18 protein-coding genes and 2 pseudogenes are annotated in these 15002 nt (G+C 71.2%); 15 read left to right on the forward strand and 5 right to left on the reverse strand.

Going from position 1 to position 15002, the window contains the following annotated elements; all coding sequences use genetic code 11:
• Positions 1–145: 145 nt before the first annotated feature.
• On the reverse strand, positions 146–865 hold the full coding sequence (locus RIN75_RS25830; RefSeq protein WP_309114609.1) for a GAF and ANTAR domain-containing protein: 720 nt from the start codon (positions 863–865) through the stop codon (positions 146–148).
• A gap of 726 nt (positions 866–1591) precedes the next feature.
• Here RIN75_RS25830 and RIN75_RS25835 point away from each other — a divergent pair.
• The 9 genes from RIN75_RS25835 to RIN75_RS25875 all read left to right on the forward strand — a co-directional run bounded on the left by RIN75_RS25835 (position 1592) and on the right by RIN75_RS25875 (position 6420).
• Positions 1592–2068 (forward strand): Asp23/Gls24 family envelope stress response protein, encoded by a 477-nt coding sequence (locus RIN75_RS25835; protein WP_375296022.1) that lies wholly within the window; start codon positions 1592–1594, stop codon positions 2066–2068.
• Positions 2065–2475 carry a hypothetical protein gene (locus tag RIN75_RS25840; RefSeq protein WP_309114610.1) on the forward strand — a complete coding sequence of 137 codons (411 nt, stop codon included), beginning with the start codon at positions 2065–2067 and terminating at the stop codon, positions 2473–2475. Before RIN75_RS25835 ends, RIN75_RS25840 begins: the two co-directional genes overlap by 4 nt.
• Positions 2472–2648, forward strand: a complete 177-nt coding sequence (locus RIN75_RS25845; RefSeq protein ID WP_309114611.1) for a hypothetical protein — start codon at positions 2472–2474, stop codon at positions 2646–2648. Before RIN75_RS25840 ends, RIN75_RS25845 begins: the two co-directional genes overlap by 4 nt.
• 26 nt (positions 2649–2674) lie before the next feature.
• Positions 2675–3112 (forward strand): Asp23/Gls24 family envelope stress response protein, encoded by a 438-nt coding sequence (locus RIN75_RS25850; RefSeq protein ID WP_375296023.1) that lies wholly within the window; start codon positions 2675–2677, stop codon positions 3110–3112.
• Positions 3109–3654: a DUF6286 domain-containing protein gene (locus tag RIN75_RS25855; protein ID WP_309114613.1), complete on the forward strand. Its 546-nt coding sequence runs from the start codon at positions 3109–3111 to the stop codon at positions 3652–3654. The genes RIN75_RS25850 and RIN75_RS25855 overlap by 4 nt, the downstream gene beginning before the upstream one ends.
• Positions 3651–4280, forward strand: coding sequence for an alkaline shock response membrane anchor protein AmaP (locus RIN75_RS25860; RefSeq protein ID WP_309114614.1), 630 nt, complete (start codon positions 3651–3653; stop codon positions 4278–4280). The genes RIN75_RS25855 and RIN75_RS25860 overlap by 4 nt, the downstream gene beginning before the upstream one ends.
• Positions 4277–5512: an acyl-CoA desaturase gene (locus tag RIN75_RS25865; RefSeq protein ID WP_309114615.1), complete on the forward strand. Its 1236-nt coding sequence runs from the start codon at positions 4277–4279 to the stop codon at positions 5510–5512. Before RIN75_RS25860 ends, RIN75_RS25865 begins: the two co-directional genes overlap by 4 nt.
• Positions 5463–5849 (forward strand): hypothetical protein, encoded by a 387-nt coding sequence (locus RIN75_RS25870; RefSeq protein WP_309114616.1) that lies wholly within the window; start codon positions 5463–5465, stop codon positions 5847–5849. The genes RIN75_RS25865 and RIN75_RS25870 overlap by 50 nt, the downstream gene beginning before the upstream one ends.
• 253 nt (positions 5850–6102) lie before the next feature.
• On the forward strand, positions 6103–6420 hold the full coding sequence (locus RIN75_RS25875) for an ATP-binding protein (RefSeq protein ID WP_309114617.1): 318 nt from the start codon (positions 6103–6105) through the stop codon (positions 6418–6420).
• A gap of 504 nt (positions 6421–6924) precedes the next feature.
• Here RIN75_RS25875 and RIN75_RS25880 read toward each other — a convergent pair.
• Entirely contained in the window at positions 6925–7071 is a 147-nt protein-coding gene (locus RIN75_RS25880; protein WP_309114618.1) for a hypothetical protein, read from the reverse strand.
• A 249-nt stretch (positions 7072–7320) separates the two neighbouring features.
• Positions 7321–7738: pseudogene (locus RIN75_RS25885) on the reverse strand (DUF4383 domain-containing protein).
• Between the two features lie 292 nt (positions 7739–8030).
• On the opposite strand from RIN75_RS25885, the gene RIN75_RS25890 reads away from it, so the two are divergent.
• The 4 genes from RIN75_RS25890 to RIN75_RS25905 are packed head-to-tail and all read left to right on the forward strand — an operon-like array spanning position 8031 to position 10132.
• Complete coding sequence (locus RIN75_RS25890) at positions 8031–8183, forward strand: DUF6307 family protein (RefSeq protein ID WP_309114619.1); 153 nt, start codon at positions 8031–8033, stop codon at positions 8181–8183.
• Between the two features lie 25 nt (positions 8184–8208).
• Positions 8209–8559 (forward strand): ANTAR domain-containing protein, encoded by a 351-nt coding sequence (locus RIN75_RS25895; protein WP_309114620.1) that lies wholly within the window; start codon positions 8209–8211, stop codon positions 8557–8559.
• Positions 8560–8607: 48 nt separating this feature from the next.
• The gene (locus RIN75_RS25900; protein ID WP_309114621.1) at positions 8608–9105 is read left to right on the forward strand and encodes a hypothetical protein; all 498 of its coding nucleotides are present in this window, start codon (positions 8608–8610) and stop codon (positions 9103–9105) included.
• Entirely contained in the window at positions 9062–10132 is a 1071-nt protein-coding gene (locus RIN75_RS25905; RefSeq protein WP_309114622.1) for an integrase core domain-containing protein, read from the forward strand. Before RIN75_RS25900 ends, RIN75_RS25905 begins: the two co-directional genes overlap by 44 nt.
• Positions 10133–10387: 255 nt before the next feature.
• Here RIN75_RS25905 and RIN75_RS25910 read toward each other — a convergent pair whose 3' ends face one another.
• Positions 10388–11425: an NAD(P)/FAD-dependent oxidoreductase gene (locus tag RIN75_RS25910; RefSeq protein WP_309114683.1), complete on the reverse strand. Its 1038-nt coding sequence runs from the start codon at positions 11423–11425 to the stop codon at positions 10388–10390.
• Positions 11426–11484: 59 nt separating this feature from the next.
• Between RIN75_RS25910 and RIN75_RS25915 the strand changes: the two genes are divergently transcribed.
• Both RIN75_RS25915 and RIN75_RS25920 read left to right on the forward strand, forming a co-directional pair.
• Positions 11485–11799, forward strand: coding sequence for a metalloregulator ArsR/SmtB family transcription factor (locus tag RIN75_RS25915; RefSeq protein WP_309114623.1), 315 nt, complete (start codon positions 11485–11487; stop codon positions 11797–11799).
• Between the two features lie 234 nt (positions 11800–12033).
• On the forward strand, positions 12034–13917 hold the full coding sequence (locus RIN75_RS25920; RefSeq protein WP_309114624.1) for a recombinase family protein: 1884 nt from the start codon (positions 12034–12036) through the stop codon (positions 13915–13917).
• Positions 13918–14273: 356 nt separating this feature from the next.
• On the opposite strand, the pseudogene RIN75_RS25925 reads toward RIN75_RS25920, so the two are convergent.
• A pseudogene (locus tag RIN75_RS25925) lies at positions 14274–15002 on the reverse strand (WD40 repeat domain-containing protein); the annotation flags it as partial.

The following is a 15002-nucleotide window of genomic DNA, read 5'->3' on the forward strand; positions in this document are numbered from 1 at the left end:
CCACGAGCATGTGCAGGAAGTCGATGACGTCGAAGTCGTCGACCAGGGTGTCGGCCAACTCGACGAACGTTTCGACGAGACGTTCACCGTCCATCGCAGCCACCTCCGCTGGTGTGCTCACAGTGCGTTCGTGTTCCGGGCGTGCTCACGGTTGTCCCCCGTCGTGGTCGAATCGCCGTCGGCGGGCCACGACGTCGGACGCGAGCGCGCCCAGCGGCACCTGCTCGGCGAACGCCCGTGCGCGCAGGTGCGCGAAGGCGTCGGCCATGCCCAGTCCCAGCTGTGCCGCGACCATCCCGGTGGCCTGGTGCACCTGCGGGTTGTGCAGCGGGAGGCCGTCACCGTCGGCCGCCGCCAGGTGCGCGTGCTCGTCCAGCAGCAGCCGCAGGGCCAGTTCCGCGAACGCCAACGCGTCGATCAGCGTGGCGGCGTCGAGGTGGCCCGCGTCGAGCCGGTGCAGGGACAGCACCCCGACCCGGATCGCGCCGACGCACAGCGGCAGGGCGAACAAGGCCGCCGCACCGGCCTCGACGGCCAGCGGCGCGAACATCGGCCACCGGGCCTGGCCGGCCGGGGCGTCGAGGTCGGCGATGAGGGTCGGGCCGCCTCCGCGCCAGACGTCCACGGCCGGGCCTTCGCCCACTGTCACCTGCAACTCGGCCAGGCGTTCACCCAGCGCGTCCGTGGCGCACCCGACCTCGGGCCAGCCGGAGGTGTCCACGGTCAGGACGGCACCGCTCACACCCAGGCGCGCCACGGCGGCCCGGCAGAGCGCGCGGGCCGAGACGGGCGCGTCGAGTTCGGCGGCCTCCTCCGCGATCCAACGGCTCACCTGGATCAACCGACTGGTGGTGTACCGGGCCACCCGGAGACCTCCCAGTCATGGAGCGGTGCGACGCGACGCGGGCCTTCCCGCATCGGCGGGACGTGATCGTCCCACCCGGCGCACCGGCGGCGGTGTTCCCGCGCCGTGGGTGCGCCAAGTCGCCCGGTCGGGAACTCCGCACCCCGCGGTCCTGCGCGCACGAGCGGGTACCGGTCAGTGTCGAGCGGTGCGCGACCGCCGGCGGCTCACGTTCACCCGGACGCGCCTGCGCCACAGCGGTCCGTGGAGCGCGGTGGCGTCGGTCGGCGGTCCCGGTGCGGCGTCCACCTGCGTCCCGGTGGGCGGGTAGGTGGTGGGGAGACCGGACTGGTTCGAGGTCAACTCGGCGTTCCCGCCTCCGGCTCGATCGGCCGGACTCGTCGTGCGCCCGAGGCGACGCCGGCTCGAACGCCGGCGTTCGACGCGCCTTTGGTGCCTCTGACGGTACACCCCCGAACGCCGGCGGAGGTCGTCGCCCGGGGCTCGGTCGCTCTCCCCGCGCCGGGTTTGGCCGCCACCGGAGCCGGGCATCCCATCGGGTAGCAGCCGCCCCGGACCCAGGCGACGCCGGACACCGGGAGGTCTGCTTGCCCACATCCTCATGACGCCTTCCCGCGTCACCTCGCGGCAGCCCGGTCGAGCGGACGCTCCCGGTGCTCCCGCCCCGGGCGTGAAGCCGCTCCCGCAGAACGCCCCACCACCGAACGCAAGGTCGAGGAGACCGCCGTGACCAACCCCACCACCACGCAAAAGCCGCTCACCCAGAACATGAACGCCGAGGTCGTCCCCCGCGAGGCGGGCACCTCGGCACCGACGCGGGGGACGACCACCGTCGCTGACACCGTGGTCCAGAAGATCGCCGGACTGGCGACCCGCGAGGTCTCCGGCGTGTACGCGCTGGGCGGTGGCGCGGCCCGTGCCTTCGGCTCGCTGCGCGAGCGCATCCCCGGCGCGACGGCCTCGGCCGGCCAGGGCGTGTCGGTCGAGGTCGGCGAGCGGCAGGCCGCTGTCGACCTGCACATCCTCGTCGAGTACGGCGTGTCCATCACCGACCTGGCCCGCTCGGTTCGCCGCAACGTCATCGGCGCGGTGGAGCAGATGACCGGCCTGGAGGTCGTCGAGGTCAACATCGCCGTCACCGACGTCCACATCCCCGGTGACGACGAGGGCGACAAGGCCCCGGAAACCAGCCGCGTGCAATGACACCCGAGATCGAGGCGACGGTCATCGCCACCGCCGTGCGCACCCTGCCGCAAGTGGCGGGGTCGCACAGCGGGCGATACGGCGAGATCGCCACCCACCTGCCCGGGCGCAGGGTCGACGGCGTCCGCGTCCGGCCGACCGAGATCGCCGTGGGGGTCGTCGCGCGGTACCCGGCCACCGCCGCCGAGGTCGACGTCGCCGTCCGAGCAGCCGTCCGCGCCGCGCTCGGCCGGGCCGTGCCGGCGCTCCACGTATGGATCGGCGACATCGCGCTCCCCGACACCCGTGCGCCCGGCACACACCCACCACCGGGTGCCACCGCCGACCGCGCCCCGGCAGGCGGGCTCCCGGAGCGAGCCGGGACCGGCGCGGCGGCACCTGTCAGAACAGCGAGGCGGTCATCGTGAACTCCACCACCACCGGGATGCTCGCGGGCATCGCGCTCGGCTTCGCCGCGGCGTTCGGCGGCTTCAGCGCCTTCGTCGTCGTCCTGCTGCTCGGAGCGGCCGGGCTCGTCGTCGGCAGGATCCTCGACGGCAAGCTCGACATCTCCGCGTTGACCGGCCGCGACCGGGGATGAGCGCCGTGGACACGCGCACGGCGGACATGAGTGCCTTGGACACAAGCACCGCGGACACGAGCGCCGCCACCGACCTCCGCGCGGCGGCACCGGAAACGTCGGCGGACCTGGGTGACCGGGGCCGCCTCACCATCGGCGACACCGCGGTGGCACGGATCGCCGCGCACGCGGCGGCCGAGGTCGATGGCGTCGGCGGCTCGGCGTACCGCCTGCTCGGCATCGCCCTCGGCGCGGAGCAGGCCGAGGAGGACGTCCGGGTCACCGCGCACGTCGTCGGTGCGTTCGTCGCGCTCGACGTGCGGTTGTCGGTCACCTACCCGATGCCGGTGCGCCGCACCACCGAGGAGGTGCGGCAACACTTGACCCGACGGGTCCGGCACCTCACCGGTCTGACCGCGTCCCGGGTCGACATCACCGTCACCGCGCTGCACGCCCCCGCGGTGACGACCGGGGGGCTCCGGTGAAGCGGTTGCCCCGCCGGAGCACACCGGCCGTCCTCGTGGCCCTGGCCGTCCTCGCCGTCTGCGTGCTCGTCACCGTCGTGTCGGTGCAACAGGCCCTCGGACTGGCCTCGTGGATCGACACGCGCGCGGTGTTCGGCGCGCTGCACGACACGCGCTGGACCGACCCGGTCGCCGTCCTCGCCGCCGTGACCTGTGTGGTGCTCGGCGTCGTCCTGCTGCTGTGCGCGCTGCTCCCCGGCGCGCCCACCGTCCTGCCACTGCGCGACGACGACCCGGACACGGACCGGGCGGTGGACTCCGGGATGACGCGCCGGAGCCTGCGCCGCGCCCTGCGCACCGCCGCGTCCTCGGTCGACGGCGTGACCACCGCCGCGATCGCCCTCAAACGCCGCGCGGTGACCGCGACCGTCACCACCGACCGCACGACCACCGCCGGGCTCGCCGACGCCGTGCGCGCGGCCGTCGGGCAACGGCTCGACCGCCTCGGCCCGGCTACCCGGCCCACCGTGGCCGTCCGGCTCAAGGCCCGGAGGGCGCGATGAGCGGCCGTGACCGCCCGTCGGGGCTCAACCGCGCCGTGTTGGCCCTGACCGGGCTGCTGCTGCTCGCCGCCGGCGGCTTCGCGCTGGCCACCCGGTTCGCCTTGCTGGACCTCCTCGCGCCCGACGCGCCCCTGGTCCCCGGTGACGCCCCGCCGCCGACGTGGGTCTGGTGGGCCGTCGCCGCGGGCGCGGTGGTCCTCGGGCTGCTCGCCGTTCGCTGGCTCGCCGCGCAGGCGGACCGCACGCCGAAGACCCGCACCTGGCGCTCCGACACCGGCGGCAGCAGCGACACCAGCGGCAGCGCCACCGGCGGTCGGACCGAGCTGGCCGCGGGCACCGCCGTCGCCCCGCTGCTCGCCGAGATCGAGACCTATCCCGGCGTGCACGCGGCGCACGGCACCCTCGCGGGAATCCGGGACGAGCCGCGCCTCGCGCTGGTCGTCACCACCGACCAGGACGGTGAACCCGGCGCGATCCGGCACGCGCTGGTCACCCGTGGGCTGCCCCGGCTGCGCCAGGCCCTCGACCTCGACGAGCTGCCCACCGCCGTCGAGTTCCGCTTCACCGACAAACCCGCCCTCCGAGCCGCGACATCCCCGCACCACCGACCCGGAGCAGGTACATGACCTCTACGCACACCGTCCCGGACGCCACGGCCCAAGTCCCGCGCGGCAGCGACTTCGCCCGCCTGACCAGAGAGATCAAAGCCGCCGGTCTGCTGGACCGGCGGCGCGGCTACTACCTCCTGCGGATGGCGGTCAACGCGGTGCTGCTCGCCGCCGCCGCGACGCTGTTCGCGGTGCTGGGCGACTCGTGGTGGCAGGTCGCCACAGCCGTGTTCCTGGCCGTGGTGTCGACGCAGCTGGCGTTCATCGGCCACGACGCCGGGCACCGGCAGATATTCCGCAGCCGCCGCCACAACGACCTGGTCGGGCACCTGCACGGCGGCCTCACCGGCATCAGCTACGGGTGGTGGGTGGCCAAGCACAACCGCCACCACGCCAACCCCAACCACGAGGACGAGGATCCCGACATCGAGATCCACGCCATCGCCTTCAGCCGCGCGCAGGCCGCGGAGAAGCGGGGCGTGCACCGGTGGATCACCAAGTACCAGGCGTTCCTGTTCTTCCCTCTGCTGCTGGCCGAGGCCGCCGTGCTGCGCCTGTCCGGGCTGATGGCGCTGTGGCGGCGGGAACTGCGCAACCCGTGGCGCGAGGCCGCGCTCCAGCTCGTGCCGGCGGCGGCGTACCTGGTGGCGGTGTTCCTGGTGCTGTCCCCGGTGAAAGCGCTCGTGTTCATCGCCGTGCACCAGGGCCTGATGGGTGTCTACCTGGGGTGCTCGTTCGCGCCCAACCACAAGGGCATGCCGATCATCGCCGCCGGCCGGCGCCTGGACCACCTGCACAAGCAGGTGCTGACCTCCCGCAACGTCACCGGCGGCCGGTGGGTCGACGCCCTGCTCGGCGGCCTCAACCACCAGATCGAGCACCACCTCTACCCGCACATGCCCCGCCCCAACCTGCGCCGCGCCCAGCCCCTCGTCGAGGACTTCTGCGCCCGGCACGGCATCCCCTACAGCAAGACCACCATGCGCCGCTCCTACGCGCAGGTGCTGCGCCACCTGCACGGCGCAGGCGAGCCCCTGCGCGGGTCTTGCACCGGGTCACCGCAGAGGTGCCTGTCCGGCCTGGTCGATGACCTCCAGGGGGTGGTCGAAGAGCCGGTTGAGCAGGCCGGTGCACGCCGCGGTGGCCTGGAGGGAGGAGCCGAGGCGGGTCACCGAGACGGGGCCGGGCAGGGTCGTGGTGGTGGCGTACGCGCTGAACAGGTCGGGCAAGGCGTTCGGCGGGGTCGGTGATGGCCTGGCCGCCCAGTACCACGCGGTCGGGGTTGACCGCGCCGCGCAGCAGGGCGACCGCTCGGCCCAGCGCGGTGGCGCGGTCGGTGAGCAGGCGCACGGCGACCGGGTCGTTCCGCCTCGCCGCCGCTCTGACCAGCGTGATGTCGGGGTCGGGCACCACACCGGCGCGTACGGCGAAGACCGAGTCCCGCCAAACCGACCCCGCCCACACCCGCTCGGGACCACCCCGCGCGTGCCGCGACTGCTCGCGGGGCTGTTCCTGGTGGTCGCCATCGTGAACGCCGTCGTCGCCACGTGCGACCGCGTGGTGTGGCCGTCGCTGTCACCTCGCTGAGCGTCGCTGTCGCCCTGGTGCTGGAACGGCACACGACCACGCTGGTCGGCGTGGCCTCGTCGCGGTGACCGCCTCGCCGTGGCCGGGAGCGGCGGTTTCGGTGCTCCGCTGGAGCGGGTAACCCACTCTGACTGGGCCGTCACAAGTAGGCGACCCGGGGAGTGTGCTGGAGGCCGCCATGATGCCGCCGCGGGAGGCGCTCGACGTCGCGCTCACGGCGCCGGTGGCGCCCTTGGCGTAGCTGCGCCGGTGGGTGGCCGACGTCCTGGCCAGGCTCGCCGAGGACGTGCTGCACGACGTGCTGCTGGTGTGCTCCGAACTGGTCGCCAATGCCTACGACCACGCCCGAGGCCCCCGCCGGCTGCTACTACACGAGGTCGAGGGTGGCGCACGCCTGCGCGTCGAGGTCGAAGATGCCGGCCCCGATCATCTGCCCGCACCAGGCCGGTCGACCGCCGGTCCCACCCGGGGCCGCGGCCTCGTGTTGGTGGACGTCCTGTCTGGACACCGCTGGGGCGTCCACGTCTCATCCGGCGCCAAGACCGTGTGGGCCGAGATCCCGTTGTCCTGACGCCCTGTCCGGGGAGAGGTGTCACGTCGGTGCGTCGCGGGCGACCTCCAGCAGTGACCTGTCGGTGGCGAAGGCGTGTGCCCGCAGTCGCGGAACGGGTCTTCCAAGCTGATGCGCAACTGCGCCGCGCGCATGCGGGTGGCCATGTCCACATACCGGTAGGAAAGCGGCTCCTGGCCTCCCGTCGTTCTGCTGTGGTTGAGGACGCCGGTACTGCGAAGTCGACGGCAACGCGGCCTCGGCGACCACGTCGGGCGCCGAGTTGCCTGGGCGGTAGAGGTGCGAGGCGCCGAGCCGGATGCCGCCGAGCTGCAACGGGAAGGCGACCGCGGCGGCCGGCGCTCGCTGAAGTCGGTGCAGCCGGGCCACCTGCCGCGGCGGGCGAGGTGAGCGGCGTGCATCGGTGCCGGCCGGCAGCGACGGGTTCGCGTGCCGAGGGGCGGCCGGCGGGGCTGCTCCGAACGGTGCGGGTGATCGGGAGACGGTTGGGTGGGAGGGCCGCGGCTAGCGTCGGATGGCCCGGCGTCGAATCGCTCCGACCGTGGCCGTTCCGACGAAGAGGACGACGCCGATGATCCCCAGCCACATCAGTCCTTCGAGCGCGAAGCCGACGATCGAGAGGATGAGCCACAGCACCAGCAGGATGATCACGAGTACCAGCATGTTCGCCTCCTGAACCCGACACCCGAGCCGGGCCTGTCCCCAAGCCCTTCGCCGGTCGCGACGCCCTGGTCGGCTGCGGACGTGCCACCGTGGCCGAGCTGTTCTCGCCGACCTGCCTCGACGGCCGGTCGACCTACCTGGAATTGCCCGTCCACCGAACCGGTCAAACCCGGATGGCACCGTGCAGGGCGTCCGAGGGGAACGGGCGTGGCGGGGGTGTGAGGGCGTGGGCGGGCGTCATGCACGGGTGCGCGCGGGCTTGGCCGGTTTGCCCAGCCTCAACCCGAGCGCGATCATGCCGACGCCGAACACGAGGTGCAGCCAGTTGTCGGCCTCGTTGACGGGCAGGGCGTTCGCGACGCTGTCCTCGTCGATCCACAATCCGTACACCCACAGCAGCCGGTAGATCACGCCGCCGGTGACCAGGAACAGGGTCGCGCCGCGCACCGTCCTGCCCAGGAGCACGCCGGTGACACCGAAAGCGAGGTGGACGAGGTTGTGCAGGATCGACACCTCGAACACCCCCAGCAGGAGTGCGTGCGAGTGCCGGCCCGCGAACCGCAGCCCGTCGTAGTCGGGTCACCAGCCACGGGGTGAAACCCGCTGCGCCGGCCAGGAGGAACACCGCGCTCACGGCCAGGGTCGCCACGCGCACAGGGAAGGTGCGGTCATCCGCGCTCGCGACGTCCCGACTCCCGTCAAGCAGAGCACCGCCCCGCGGGTGGACTACCCGGCCGCGCGAACGGGAAACCGAGCGCGACCTCCCCTGACGACCGCTATGCCGGCGCTGGGCAAAGGGCGTCCGAACGGCGTCAACCGGGGATCCGAGGTGTAGCGTCGTCCTCATCGGGCAAGCCCGTCGTGCGGTCGCCCGAACACCCCGTGTCGTGAGACGGCTCCGACATCGTTCGCGTTGAGCCGCGAGGACGCGGAAAAGGACGGAAACCATGCCAGCGCAATATGTTTCACGTTACGAAGCACGGGTCGACCTCGTGCGGAAGACGCTTCGGGAACTGTCCGACCTGGACGGTAAGACGGCGCAGGAGGTCGCGGTTCGCGTGGTGCACGTGTTGGACCACCTGCCGGAAACCATCCGCTGAAGCACGCCGGCGACAACTTGCCGTTGTGCGTGGGCGCGATCCGGGTCGGGGTGCTGTCGCTGTACCGGGTGCGGGCGGGCTCGACGCGCCGACGCTGACCGACGCGCTGGCGTTCGCCGAGTTGGCCCTGCGGCTGCTGCTGGACGAGCAGGCCGGCCTGGACACCACGGGCGTCGCCGAGGACACCCTCCCGCTGCACAACCCGCAGGTGCACCAGGCCACCGGGATGGTCGCGGCGCAACTGGGCGTGGGCATGGCCGACGCCTTCGCGCACCTGCGCGCACGGGCGTTCGCCGAGCAGAGGCCGCTGGGCGACCTGGCGGCCGACGTGGTGGCGCGCCGGCGGCGGTTCGACCGGGACGGGGGACGTCCATGACAACAGGTGGGGCGAGGCCGCACCCCGAACACACCAGTGGAGGTGGCGATGGACGGTGAGCCTCCCGTCGAAACGTTCGTCGAGTTGGCCGACACGCTGGTCGACGACTTCGACGTCATCGACTTCCTGCACCTGCTCGCGGACCGGTGCGTCGAACTCCTCGACGTCCACGCGGCCGGGCTGCTGCTGGCCGACCAGCGCGGCCGGTTGCAGCTGATCGCGACGTCCAACGAGCAGGCCCGACTGCTGGAGCTGTTCCAACTCCAGAACGACGAGGGACCGTGCCTGGAGGCGTTCGCCGGCGGCCCGGTCAGCCACCCCGACCTGGCGGGCGCGAGCGAGCGGTGGCCGAGGTTCGCCGCGGCGGCCACCGAGGCGGGGTTCGCCGCCGTGGACGCGTTGCCGATGCGCCTGCGCAGCGTGTGGGGTGTCAGAACTCTGCATTGGGGTGCTGAGCTGCGACGATCGCGCACGCTAGGTCTCCAGGGCATGATCGTGAGGTGTGGCGTTACGACTGCTGTACCTGATGTTCGTCCGACTCGGTGACTGGTTGGTTCTGCTCGGCCGGTCCTCCGCGGCCAAGGACGTCGAACTGCTGGTGCTGCGGCACGAGGTCGCCGTGCTGCGCCGGATCAACCCCCGACCGCAGTGGGACTGGGCCGATCGCGCGGTGCTCGCCGCGCTGGTTCGCCGACTCCCCCGACTGCTGCGCGAGCACCGGTTGGTGACACCAGGAACCCTCCTGCGATGGCACCGACGCCTGGTCGCGAAGAAATGGACCCACCCCCGCCGGACCGGCCGACCGCCGATCGACGACACCATCGTGGCGCTGATCGAGCGCATAGCGCGGGAGAACACCGGCTGGGGCTACCGCAGGATCCAGGGCGAGCTGCTCAAGCTCGGCCACCGGGTGGCCGCCTCGACCGTACGGCGCGTGCTCAAGCGCCTGCGGATACCACCCGCTCCCCGGCGCGAAACCGACACCTCCTGGCGGCGGTTCCTTCGCACCCAGGCCACGAGCATGTTGGCCTGCGACTTCTTCCACGTCGACTGCGTAGTCACCCTCAAGCGGGTCTACGTGTTCTTCGTGATGGAGGTCGCCACCCGCTACGTCCACATCCTCGGCACCACCACGAACCCCGACGGGCGATGGACTACCCAACAAGCCCGCAACCTGTTGATGGACCTCGGCGACCGAGCAGACGACTTCCGGTTCCTCATCCGCGACCGAGCCGGCCAATTCACCACCTCGTTCGACGCGGCACTCTCCGACGCAGGCATCCACGTCGTGAAGACACCGCCACAGTGTCCACGAGCCAACGCCCACGCCGAACGCTTCGTCGGAACCGTCAGACGCGAAGCCACCGACCGACTACTCATCATCAACCAACACCACCTGCGGACCGTGCTAAACCGCTACACGACCCACTACAACCACCGCAGACCACACCAAGCCCTACAACTCACACCACCACGACCAGACCACCCAACCGCAGAGCCGGGCCGCACCTCGATACGCCGCCGCCCAGTCCTCGGCGGCCTCATCAACGAGTACGAACCCGTCGCAGCATAACCACAGGTCAGACCGTGTGACCGACTTTTGACACCCCACAGGGGAAGTGGTACCGGACCCCGTGTCCTTCCATCTGGAATCCGAACGAGAACTGGTAGACGTCCTGGTGGAACAAGCTGTGCGGCCGGACCTCGGCACAACGAGCACGGAAGGCTTCGACCCGCTCCTGGACGGTCGCCGGGGACGACGACTTCGACCTCCTCGCCATAGGCGGACGTTACGTGCCAGCGGCGCAGAAGTCATCTCGATACCGAGCTAGCGCCGCCCCAGTCGGGACACCACGAACCGGGCGTCCCGCCCGACGCCACGCAACGTGGCCGAGGCCAGCGTCCGCTGCCACTCCAACCCGACGAACCCCAACCCCGGGTGCGTGGTCGACAGGCCCTCCCGGTGACGCGGCCGTCCCTCGGCGTCCAGCGCCCCCGACGGCTCCAGGTAGCCGAAGTCCGGTCGGTACCCGGTGGCCAGCACGATCGCGTCCACCTGCTCGCGCCGCCCGTCCGACCACGTCACCGTCGTCCCGTCCAGGTCGGTGAACATCGGCCGCCGGTCCGGCCGCTCCGCCTGCAACGCGGCCCGATAGACCCTCGCGTCCAGCACGGGCGTCGAGAACCGCGCGGGCAGCCACCGCCCGACCGGCGCCACGTCCACCCCGGTCACCCGCCACCACCAGTGCACGTCCCGACCCCACGGCCGCTGCGGCACGAACCTCACCGGCGACCGCGAGGCCAACGACACCGACGCGACCCCGGCCAACTCGTACGCGATCTGGACCGCCGAGTTGCCCGCCCCCACCACGACTACCCGCTGCCCCTCGTACCCCTGCGGGTTCCGGTACTGCGCGGCGTGCACGACCGACCCTGCGAACCGCTCCAGCCCCGGCAACGCGGGCCGATAGGGCCGGCCGAACCCGCCGTTGGCCGCGATAACCAGCGGCGCGGCCAACCGCCGCCCGTCCTCCAGCACTACCTCGAACCCACCCGAGCCGCCGCCCACCTTGACCACCCGGTGCCCGGTGCGGACGTCCACGTCCAACCACTCCGCGTACCGCGCCAGGTAGTCCACGACCTCGTCACGATGCGGGTATCGGTCCGGATCACCACCGAAGCCCAGCCCCGGCAATGAACTGAACCTCGCCGGCGAGAACAGCGTGAGGCTGTCGTAGTACGACCCCCACGACCCCACCGGCCGCCCACCGGCCTCCAACACCACCGGCACGCCACCTGCGGCCTTCACCGCCCACGCCGCAGCCAGACCGGACTGCCCACCACCGATGACCAGCACATCACCCATAGACATACGTCGATAATATCGGAACCTCCCGAAATGACGACACGTGCGACACTTGAGCCGTGGTCGAACTCGGCGAAGCCTCCCGCCGCTTCCTCAAAGCCCTGGCCGGCGAGACCCGGCAACAGCTCATGCTCCAGTTCGCCGACGGCGGTGAGCTGACGGTCGGCCAGGCCGCCGAACGCGCCGGGATCGCCCACTCCACGGCGTCCGAGCAGCTTTCCCTACTCCGCGAGGGTGGCCTGCTCACGTCCCGCCGCGACGGCAAGACCGTCTACTACCGCGCCGACGGCACCCGGATCGCGCAAGCCCTGACCGAACTGCAGAACCACCTGCTCACCTGCTGCCCACCGGGCACCATCCCGTCCACGCCGTAAGGGGGGCGTCACCGGCGGAACCGCCTTCTACCGCAATCGGGTGCTCGCTCACCCGACAGGACTGTGCTCCGGCCGTCCAAGTCACGTTTGCCGTCAATCGCGCGGATGCCCCGGTCCCTTCGGCAGGCCGGCTCGAACTGCTCCATCCAGGCGAGTTTGCCGAGCCCCTCGTCATCACGGCGCGGGTGCCCGGTCACCCAGGCACCCAACCCGTCCGATGTCGAGGACCACGCCATGACGGTGTCCGCCACCCTGCCACGCCCCACCACACTCGCCGAGTGGATCGCCGCCGCCCTCCCGCCGGGCATCGCGGCCTTGGACTCCGCTCCGGTGGGGAGTCTGCGGTTTTTGTTCTACGGTCGCGCTTCCACCTATGAGCACCAGGACCCGCGTACGTCACGGGCATGGCAGCTGGATGTCTGCCGCAGGCTCACCGGAGCGCACGGCACGATCACGGGCGAGTACTTCGAGGTCGGGTGCTCCCGCCAGGTGCCCTGGCATTTGCGGCCTCGGGCCGCGGCGATGCTGCGCTACATCGCGGCCAACGCGGATCGGATCGACGCGGTGGTGGTCGGCGAGTACGAACGCGCGTTCCTCGACGGCGCCCAGGTGCGGGAGCTGCGGGCGGTGCTGGAGCGGTACGGGGTGCAACTGTGGCTGCCCGAGGCTGAAGGACCGGTGGACTTCGACAACCCCGCCCATGAGGCGTTGCTGTCGTTGCTCGCGGCGCGCTCGCAGACGGAGGTGCTGCGTTCCCGGCACCGGGTCGTCACGGCCATGCGGATGCAGACCGTCGAGCAGGGACGTTACCTCGGCGGCAGACCGCCCTACGGCTACCGGCTCGTCGACGCCGGGCCGCACCCGAACCGGGCACTGGCGCGGCGCGGCGTGCGGCAGCAGCGGCTGATGCCGGACCCGACCACGGCACCCGTAGTGACGCTGATCTTCTCCTTACGCCTGGCCGGGCACAGCGCCGCGGGCATCGCGCGTCACCTCAACGAGCAGTCCGTGCCCAGCCCGTCGGATGCGGACGCGGAACACGACAGGGCTCGGGGCGATCATGAATGGTCGCTGCGCACCGTGCTGGAAATCCTGGGTAATCCCCGCTACACAGGCCGTCAGGTGTGGAACCGCACCAGCGCCGACCGCACCACCCGCTCGCCGAGCGGGCGACGGGCCAGCGTTCGCAACGAGCAGCACGCGTGGGCGGTCTCGACCCGCATCGTCCACACGCCGCTGGTGTCGGAGCAGGACTTCGTCACCGCCCAGACCATCCAGGCCACCAGGAACAGCACCCGCCACGTCGACGCCAACCGCGAAGAGCGCGTCTACCTGTTGGCCGGCAGACTTCAGTGCGGTGTGTGCGGGCGGAAGATGGACTCACACCGTTCCCACGGTCGTGCCGCGTACCGTTGTCGTCACGGCCACACCAGCGCCCGTATCCGACAGGAAAGCGCGCCGAGCAACCTCTACCTACGCGAGGACCACCTGCTCAGCCGCATCGCCGCGCACCTCACCGCAATGGGCATCGCCGACAACCCAGACCCGGAGCAGACCGCACACTTGGTCGACGAACTCGACCTCGTCTTCCGCTGCAACGCCGCCGGGGTCGCGCTGCTCGACCGCAGCACCACCGGGCGAGCGCCCACAGCACGCAGACGCCTGGCACCGCAGCCTGTCCATCACACGCCCGAGACCAGAGATCGTGGAAACGCAGGCGAACAACTCCTGCTGACCTTGGGTCGTGCGACAGCCTCGGCGGCAGATCAGCCCGACGCACCAGCGGGCCAAGTCGACGCACCGGCTCACAGAACTCACCCCACGCGCCAGCCCCTCCGACGACCGATCCGCGCAACGCCTGAGCGTCGGCACCGACAAGCACGGCACCGCGTCCCCCTCCTTGGCACCCGCTCGCGGGACGCATCCCAGGCCGGGCCCGCCGAGTGCCCGCCTCCAGGCGAACACGACCGTGACCGCGATCGACAGGTCGTGGCACGACGAGCCGCACGCCGCCCGCTGCTCCTGCCATCCCACCGGCGAACACCCCACGGGCAGCGATCACCAGCTAGGCTCGCACTGATGTCGGAAAGCACAACGCCCCACGAGCAACCCAGGTGACCTGGAAATATCTCGCGGGGCAAATTATGTGTCCGAGAGGGCGTTTTGAACACCCTCCGGTGGGATGCATCCCACTGCATAGATGCAGTGGGGGACATGATCCAATGCTACACAGAGCGGTCAAGCCGCTACATACTCGGCTTCGACCAGCGGTTTCGCTTGCGTTGGTTAGCGTCACCGCCGTCGTCCGGCACCGGGCGGGCGAGCACATTCCGGGCGTGTTGTGCCTCGCGTTCGGTGCTCATGACGATCAACGCCCGCTACTGGACTGTGCCTAGTACTCCAGTAATAGATCGTGACCTTCACGGCTTTTAGCAAGATACGTGCGCGTCGATCAGCTTGAGTCGAGGTTGGCGTCAGCGGTGGTGACCTACCTGCGAGACGATGTCGACGATTGCAAGCCCTGCTTCGCCCGCGAAGGCCAGTAAACTAGCGTCACCGTTGGTGGACTCATGGCCAACTGCGATGCCTGCAATGGCTGCTCCTGCAACGACACGTCCGACCTCGCGGCCATCCAGGTTCCACAGCCGCACGGTCTGGTCGTTGCTGCCGGTGGCGATCAGGGTGTGGCCGTCGGGCATCGGCACCGCCGCCACCGCGTTCACCGAGTCGGTGTGGCCGGTGAGAGGGTCGCCGACCTGCCCTCTGATGGCCGGGTCCCACAACCGCACGGTCTGGTCGTTGCTGCCGGTGGCGATCAGGGTGTGGCCGTCGGGCATCGGCACCGCCGCCACCGCGTTCACCGAGTCGGTGTGGCCGGTGAGCGGGTCGCCGACCTGGTGGCCGGTGGCCGGGTCCCACAACCGCACGGTCTGGTCGTTGCTGCCGGTGGCGATCAGGGTGTGGCCGTCGGGCATCGGCACCGCCGCCACCGCGTTCACCGAGTCGGTGTGGCCGGTGAGCGGGTCGCCGACCTGCGTTCCGGTGGCCGGGTCCCACAACCGCACGGTCGTGTCGCTGCTGCCGGTGGCGATCAGGGTGTGGCCGTCGGGCATCGGCACCGCCGCCACCGCGTTCACCGAGTCGGTGTGGCCGGTGAGCGGGTCGCCGACCTGCGTTCCGGTGGCCGGGTCCCACAACCGCAC

Source organism: Saccharothrix sp. (assembly GCF_031180885.1).
In the GTDB taxonomy this organism is placed as follows: Bacteria; Actinomycetota; Actinomycetes; order Mycobacteriales; family Pseudonocardiaceae; genus Actinosynnema.

Coding starts and splice junctions, on each gene's coding strand:
- RIN75_RS25860 (WP_309114614.1), top strand. CDS start 3,651: ATGAGCGGCCGTGACCGCCCGTCGGGGCTCAACCGCGCCGTGTTGGCC.
- RIN75_RS25850 (WP_375296023.1), top strand. CDS start 2,675: ATGAGTGCCTTGGACACAAGCACCGCGGACACGAGCGCCGCCACCGAC.
- RIN75_RS25840 (WP_309114610.1), top strand. CDS start 2,065: ATGACACCCGAGATCGAGGCGACGGTCATCGCCACCGCCGTGCGCACC.
- RIN75_RS25920 (WP_309114624.1), top strand. CDS start 12,034: ATGACGGTGTCCGCCACCCTGCCACGCCCCACCACACTCGCCGAGTGG.
- RIN75_RS25890 (WP_309114619.1), top strand. CDS start 8,031: ATGCCAGCGCAATATGTTTCACGTTACGAAGCACGGGTCGACCTCGTG.
- RIN75_RS25900 (WP_309114621.1), top strand. CDS start 8,608: ATGGACGGTGAGCCTCCCGTCGAAACGTTCGTCGAGTTGGCCGACACG.
- RIN75_RS25865 (WP_309114615.1), top strand. CDS start 4,277: ATGACCTCTACGCACACCGTCCCGGACGCCACGGCCCAAGTCCCGCGC.
- RIN75_RS25910 (WP_309114683.1), bottom strand. CDS start 11,425: ATGGGTGATGTGCTGGTCATCGGTGGTGGGCAGTCCGGTCTGGCTGCG.